The sequence below is a fragment of the Streptomyces sp. H27-H1 genome (assembly GCF_026627445.1).
Taxonomy (GTDB): Bacteria; Actinomycetota; Actinomycetes; order Streptomycetales; family Streptomycetaceae; genus Streptomyces.
Genome location: NZ_JAPNLJ010000047.1, coordinates 44040 through 50830 on the forward strand (window position 1 = coordinate 44040; position 6791 = coordinate 50830).

The 6791-nt window shown below is 66.5% G+C and carries 5 protein-coding genes; all 5 read right to left on the reverse strand.

What is annotated here, in order from left to right; genetic code table 11:
- Positions 1-77 precede the first annotated feature (77 nt).
- The gene (locus OTB20_RS34095) at positions 78-1439 is read right to left on the reverse strand and encodes a hypothetical protein (protein WP_267823551.1); all 1362 of its coding nucleotides are present in this window, start codon (positions 1437-1439) and stop codon (positions 78-80) included.
- Positions 1436-2437, reverse strand: coding sequence for an ATP-grasp domain-containing protein (locus tag OTB20_RS34100; protein WP_267823553.1), 1002 nt, complete (start codon positions 2435-2437; stop codon positions 1436-1438). The genes OTB20_RS34095 and OTB20_RS34100 overlap by 4 nt, the downstream gene beginning before the upstream one ends.
- A gap of 47 nt (positions 2438-2484) precedes the next feature.
- A complete protein-coding gene (locus tag OTB20_RS34105; protein ID WP_267823555.1) occupies positions 2485-3705 on the reverse strand; it encodes an ATP-grasp domain-containing protein in 1221 nt (406 codons plus the stop codon).
- Between the two features lie 26 nt (positions 3706-3731).
- A complete protein-coding gene (locus OTB20_RS34110) occupies positions 3732-4766 on the reverse strand; it encodes a cysteine synthase family protein (RefSeq protein WP_267823558.1) in 1035 nt (344 codons plus the stop codon).
- Positions 4767-5277: 511 nt separating this feature from the next.
- Entirely contained in the window at positions 5278-5616 is a 339-nt protein-coding gene (locus OTB20_RS34115) for a hypothetical protein (protein ID WP_267823559.1), read from the reverse strand.
- Positions 5617-6791 lie beyond the last annotated feature (1175 nt).

Below are 6791 nucleotides of genomic sequence, written 5' to 3' on the forward strand. Positions count from 1 at the left end.
TTTGGCGGCAACGCAGCGCGCACACCTGGTCTGGGCGTCCACAGACGGTGGACGCCCAGACGAGTTCAAGAGCACCTTCAGACGGCTGCCGCGTGGCCGGCCAGCAGCCCGCCGGCCTCCGCCCCCTGCTTCACGTTGATCACGAGGTTGCCGCTCGCCGCGTCCGCCCAGCGGACGAAGGTGCCGGCGTACTTGCCTGCGAACACCAGCGGGCCGAGACAGACGTAGTAATCGCGGTACTCAGTGCCGTTGAAGCCCTGACTGGTCCACAGCTCATCCAGTCGCTGCTGGCAGACGAAGCCCGAACCGGCCGCCGCGGCGCCGATGGCCGCGGTCCACTCCTCGTCGGACACCTGGTCCCCGAAAACGATGCCCCGGCCGCCGTAGTCGGACCCCGGCTTGAGCACCATGCGGCTCCGGTTGGCGAGGGCCTCGGAAGCCGTCCCCTCGGTCACCCGGAACGTCCTGGGGACGTAGCGCCGAATGAAGTCCCGCTCGGCCTCGGTGAAGCACTCCGCGAAGGAGTCCGCGGTCAGGAGCTCCAGATTGGCCTTGTGGTCGAACAGCGCGCTGGTCGGCGGTGCAATGAAGTCCACCAGCCCTGCGGCGTCCGCCTCCATCAGTCTGACGGTGACCTCGGACGGGACGAACTTCCGGGTCTCGAGCCAGGTGTACATGGTGAACACGACGTCGATGCGCCGGCCCTCGTAGTACACGCCGTCGGCCCGGACGTCGAGATCCTGCACCAGGCCGTTGGCGTAGGCGAACCCGAAGGAGCCGACCAGCTTCTCGAAGGCCTGGCGGCCCGAGTTGATGTCATCGCTGTCCGCGATGGCCTCGAACACCACGGGCCGGCCGTCAGACTGGCGCGGACGCACGAGCGACCGGAAGGCCTCGCCCCAGATGCTCCGCATCTCGGGGGCGGAGACGTCGTAGCCCGCCTCCTGGAGATGCCGGAAGTAGCCGGAGCTACGGAACTGCTTCACGTACGGATCAACGGTGTTCATCCCGCCCAGCGGCGCCGAGACATTGACCTCGACCACCTTGGGACCGCTGGCCGTGAGCACGAAGTCCGGGCGGGCGAACTGGCTGGCCATCTGGAGGTTGCGCTTGTTGAGCGACCTGGTGAGCAGGCCCGAATCCTCGTGAGCGAGCCCTTGGAACTCCATCCAGGCCGTGATGTCACCGCCGAACACCCGCTCCGGGATGCTCTGCAGCAGACCGACCACGGTCCGGGCGGCGTAGGAGAGTTCGTCGACGAACTCGGACGAGAAGAGCGGCGGTGGGAAGATGTGCGGCCATCCCTCGCGGTAGATGCCCGCCGCGAAGGCGTCCGCATCCTCCCGCGCCGCCTCTAGACCCACGGTCTCCTGGTACTTGCTCCAGCTGTCCACCAGGTCCGGGGCGAGCATCGTGGACAGCTCGTCGGCGCGCGTCATGCCGGCAGCGCCTTCAGATGGCCGTCGCGCACCAGGGCCGCCAGGAGGTGCTCCACGACCTCCGGGGTCTTGTCGACTCCGGTCGCGAGGAACGTCCACTTGGTCGCACCCGGGTTCTCCAGGTTCAGCTCGAGGATGTAGGGGAAGGCCAGGTCGATGCCGGCGAAGTAGATGCCCTGGCGCATGAGGGACTCACCGAGCTCGCGGCAGAACGCGTCCTCCTCCGGCGTGAGCTCCATGTCGGCGAAGCCGTTGCCCAGCGTGGCGTTGGCCCGGTGATCGTCGCGGTTGTGGAACCGGCGGAAACCACAGACCGGCACGCCACCGGAGATCAGGACGCGCTGCTCGTTCTCCACGACGTTGGGGACGTACTTCTGCATCGTGATGTACTTGCGGGACAGGCCGATGTTCTGGCGGCCGTAGTTCTCGTACCGCGACACCTCGTTGCCGGTCGCCGACTGCAGCAGGGCGCGGAAGTTCTTCTCACGGGCGTTGACGTAGTAAATGTCGGCGCCACAGCCCTCGTTGCCCGGCTTGATGATCCACGCGGTCTCGGGATCGTCGGTCACCACCTTGTTCAGCTCCTTGAAGCTGTTCGAGACGTAGGTGGTGGGCAGGTGATCGCGGGGCACGCCGCCCGGCAGGCAGGTCTTGCTGTTCAGGAACAGCACCGCGGCCGCGTCGTTGACGAAGGTGACCCGCTGGTTGAGCACCCAGAGCAGCTGGTAGGTCTCCAGGAAGAGGTTCGGGTGCGGGCTGGTGAGCAGCCAGACCAGATCGAAGTCCTCGCAGCTGGCCTGCTCGAGCCGCTCCTCCGGGAACGGCATGCCGTCGAAGTACTCCTGGTCGGCCTGGAACATCTCGCACACCACGGTGCCCTCTTTGATGCCCAGTGTCTCGATATCGGCCACATGGACCTCGTGACCGCCCCGGAACAGTCCGTTCGGGATGATCGACTGGTTGTCGAGACGCCACTGCTGCATGTGAGATATCAACACCAGAACTTTGTAGCCCACAGCTCAACTCTCCTTTGAAACGTACGGGTTCAGCTGCGCAGGTCTTGCGCGAGCACGTCGAGATCGGCGCCGAGCGCGGCCGGGTCGGGCCCCGCCAGCAGCACGTATCCGATCCGGTCGTAGTTGGTCTGCGCCGTCCGGTCGGACGACAGTGCACCGGGCTGCACCCGGCCCCGCCGGAAGGTCGGCAGCCGGGTGAAGGACTCGTAGACATCCTCGTGCGTCTTGCCGGCGGCGACCTCGTCCGGCAGGACGAACCTGCTGGAGGCCGCGGCGAACTCCGGCGCCGAGCGAGGCTGCAGCTCCGTCGTGCGCAGGTGGAAGTCGAGATAGTGGGCGACCATGTCGATCCCCGTACACCAGGCGACCAGTTGCGTGATGTGGCCGCCGGGCAGCCGGGGATTGATCTCGATCAGGTGCGGCCCGCTGTCATTGATCCGCAGCTCCACATGGGCCGCTCCGCAGCGCAGTCCGGTGGCCTCGACCCACCCGACCACCTGCTCGCCGACCTCCTTCGCCTGCTGCTCGGGAAGCGGCGCGGGGAAGATGTGGCCGCGCTCGACGAAGCTCGGCGGGGCTCCCAAGAACTTCCTGGTGAGGCCGGCGACGCGCCAACCGTGGTCGGCCTTCCAGTACAGCTCGCAGCTGTACTCGTCACCGTCGATGTACTCCTCGAACAGCACGGCCCGGACTGGCTTGTACTCCCGGACGTTCACCACATGGCTGCGGTAGCGCTCGGTGACCGAGCCGACGTCGGAGGGCGTCCGGCACAGCTGCACCGAGACGCTGCCGCTCTCGTCCACGGGCTTGACGATGACCGGATAGGGGAGCGATTCGAGGTCGACGGAGTCGAGTTCCTCCTCGGGGACCGTCAGGGTCCAGATCCCGCCGGGCAGATCCTTCGTCAACTCGCGGGCGACGTCCTTGTACCGAGCCGCCACCAGCCCGGACACATCGGCGTGCGGAAGTCCGAGTGCCATGGCGCAGAGCGCCGCCGTCACCAGGTGGTAGTCGTCGAACGAGATGATCGCTTCCACGTCCTCGTTGCGGAGGGCGCGCAGGATCTCGGCCACGTTGTAGGTGTCACAGGTGACCACCGTGTCGCACAGGTCCAGCGGGTTGTCCGGGAGCGTCTCGTAGAACCCGCGCTGCATGGTGACGAAGACGGTGCGGTAGCCGCGCCTGGTCGCCAACTTGATCGCGTCGGACGTGGTCCCTGTCGAGTTCGCCTCAAGAAAAACGATTGCCATGTACTTGTCCGAAACCCTTTGATTGTTTAGTCGTTGGCGAGCGTGACGTCTCTGAGCCCGAACTCGGTCGGAACCTGCTCGTTGGCCGGGCGGGAGGCGGCTGCGATGAGCCCCCCCGGGTTCGTGATCCCGGCGGTCTCGATCTGTTCGGCCAGGCCCTTGGCCCGCAGCCAGTCCGAATCGAAGGACTCACCTAGGTAGTTGACGCCGCCGTCGGCCGCCATGACGACAATTCGGCTGCCGGGGTACCGGTAGGCGTGGTGCACGGCTGCGAACACGGCCGCGCCTGCGGACTCACCGACCAATAAGCCCTCGCTCCTGGCCAGGACGCGCATCGTGGCGATGCCCTCGTAGTCCGCGACCAGGTGGACCCGGTCCACCACGGAGTGGTCGAGGTTGCCGGGCTTCCAGGCCAGTCCGAGACCGCGCATCGAGTACTTGGAGAACGGGTAACCGAACGCGGCCGATCCTGCGGCGTCCACGCCGACGGTGACCACGTCGGGCAGCACCTTCTTCACCGCCGCCGATAGCCCGCTGATGTGGCCACCGGTGCTGACCGCGGAGACAAGTGCGTCGAACTCCGGTACATCGTCAAGGAGTTCACGACTGGTGAGCTCGAAGTGGGCCCTGACGTTGTCAGGGTTGTTGTACTGATCCGGCCAGAACGCGTCGGGAGTCACGGACAGCAGCTGCTGGACCCGCTCGATACGCGGCCACTGGTAGCCACCCGACTCGTCGGGCGTGTCCACCAGCTCGATCTCCGCACCGAGGGCGGTGGCGAAGTCGACCATGCTCCTGGGCGCCTTGGGGTCTATCACCAGGATGACCCGGTAGCCGGACGTCGCACCGATCAGCGCCAGCGACTTGCCCAGATTTCCGGACGTCGACTCGATGATCGTGCCGTGCGGCTTCAGCCGGCCGTCACGCTCCGCCGCGGAGATCATCGAGACCGCCGCGCGGTCCTTGATGCTTCCCCCGGGATTGAAGGATTCGAGTTTGACAATAATTTCCGAGCCGAATGTGCTCAGGCTGCGCAGTCTGACCACAGGCGTGCGGCCCACAGTCTCCAGAATCGAATTGTAAATCACTTGTCATCCCCCAATGACTCAGAGAATGTCGTTCTCGACCGGAACGACCGGGGTGGTGTCCCGGCTGGCCGGGAATTCCGGCGGCCAAGAAATTCCGGGTGCATTGCTCACCGTACTGTAGGTGATCAGGAGAAGCGTACGACGGACGGGTGACAAACTGTCGGACGGCGAGTGAACGAGCTCGGATGGAACGCGAATAGGGACCCTGCCGGGCCCATCGTGAGTTCCTTTCCGTATTTCTCCGCCGGCTCCTCAGTCCTTTTCCGTGGGCACGGTGAACTGAACGATGGCGGACACGTGGCTGCGCCCGTCGCCGCCCGGTTCGGCGTCCGCGGTGTGGTCGGCTCCGCCGAGACCCCGAACGTGGGTGCCCGGGACCCTGGAGCGGGCCGTTCGCCTGCGTGTCGTCGAGGAGGACGGAGATAGGGACGGCGTTGGGCCCCTCCGTACCGTCTCCCTCGGCCCAGAAGGCGAAGTCCTGGTGCTACGGCCACGCGGCACCGTCGTAGGGTGGCGTGAGATTGACCTTGAACTGGTAGACGTACACGGGCTCCTTGAGGAGCTCCTCCGCCAGTTCGGCCAGGGACGGCAGGGTGATCGGCCGGGCGCAGACCTCGTCGAAGGGGTGGCACCCGTGAATCGCGCGGACCGTCGTCCCGTCGGCCTCAAGGGCGACTTCCGGACGAATTTTCCGGCTGATTCCGTCGATGCTTTGCCGAAGCCTCTCGGGGCTGGGGTCGCCGAGCGGAATGGCAGACCTGTACCAGCCACTTTCGACATAGTCGGGCTTGGTGGTCCGGAGTAATTCGCTCGGTGCAGTCATATCGCAAAACCCCCGAATTGCCAACGCTTACTGCGATATTTGCGACCGCTCGCCGAGACGCTATCACCCGGGTCGGCTCGATGACCAGCGCCTTTCGGTTTGAATGGCTCGATTGCGATGTGGAAATAAATGGCCTAATGGACAATTCGGGCATATCTTCCGCTTCGTTGGCGGATTTACGTCTGTCTCGTGAGGCAGGGAGCTGGCGAAAGCGACTTCTACTCATGGCGGGGGTGTTGCAGGGCCGCTGAGTATTCCGGGAATATCCGGTTTGATCACTGGCGGCGCAGGGTGTGGGCTGCGGGGATCGCGGTACCTGCTTGGCAGGTGGGAGCAGCAGGTTGTCTCGCGGTCGCGGCTGCGGTCGGTGGTGCGGTGCAGGTCGGGCGCGTCCGTCCACGGCAGGGCGCGCAGCTGGGCGGCCAGGGTGGCTGATTGTTCTTCACGGTGAGCCGGTAGCGGGCGCCTCGCTCCACAACGGGGTAGGTGCTGTGGGCATGTTGGGCGTGCAGGGCGTTCGCGGCGACCACCGCGTCGACGTGCCGGACGCGGGACGCCGGACACCACGAACACCTGGCTGCCATCGGGGCGCCTGGTGCCGCGCAGGCACTTGCCGTCCACGGTGTACGCGCGGCGGCGCTGCCCGGCGGGCCGTTTCCAGCCATGCGGTGCGGACGGCGCGGCTCGCGCTCGGGCACCCCGTCCGGCGTGAGCCGGCCCGGGGCGGGCGGCCCGGTCAGCGTGCTGAGCCGAGCGAAGCCGGCAGCCGTGAGGGCGGCGGGGTCCACCGCAGCGTAGGCATCACACGGGGTGCGCGCATCGGGGTAGCGGTGGCGCCCGGTGATCGGATCTTAGGAGGCTCCGAGCCGGACCGGCGTGCCCGGATCGCAGTGGCTGGCCCACTCCGCGCTAGAGGCAGGGGAGTTGTGGCCCGCCGAGCTCCATCTGCAGCCCATCGACCGACCAGGTCCCGGAAGTTGGAGCGGGTGTCGCGGTGCGGGGACCAGGGCCCCACCTGTTCCCACAAGGACCCGCGCAAGCGATTGGCCAGGTCAGACACCCCATGTCGTTTGGTGTCAAGCGGGGTGGGGGTGGGCGTGGTGGGACCAGGCGGTTGCTTCGTCGTAGTGGGTGCGGGTTTTGAGGCAGCCGTGGAGGATGCCGACGAGTCGGTT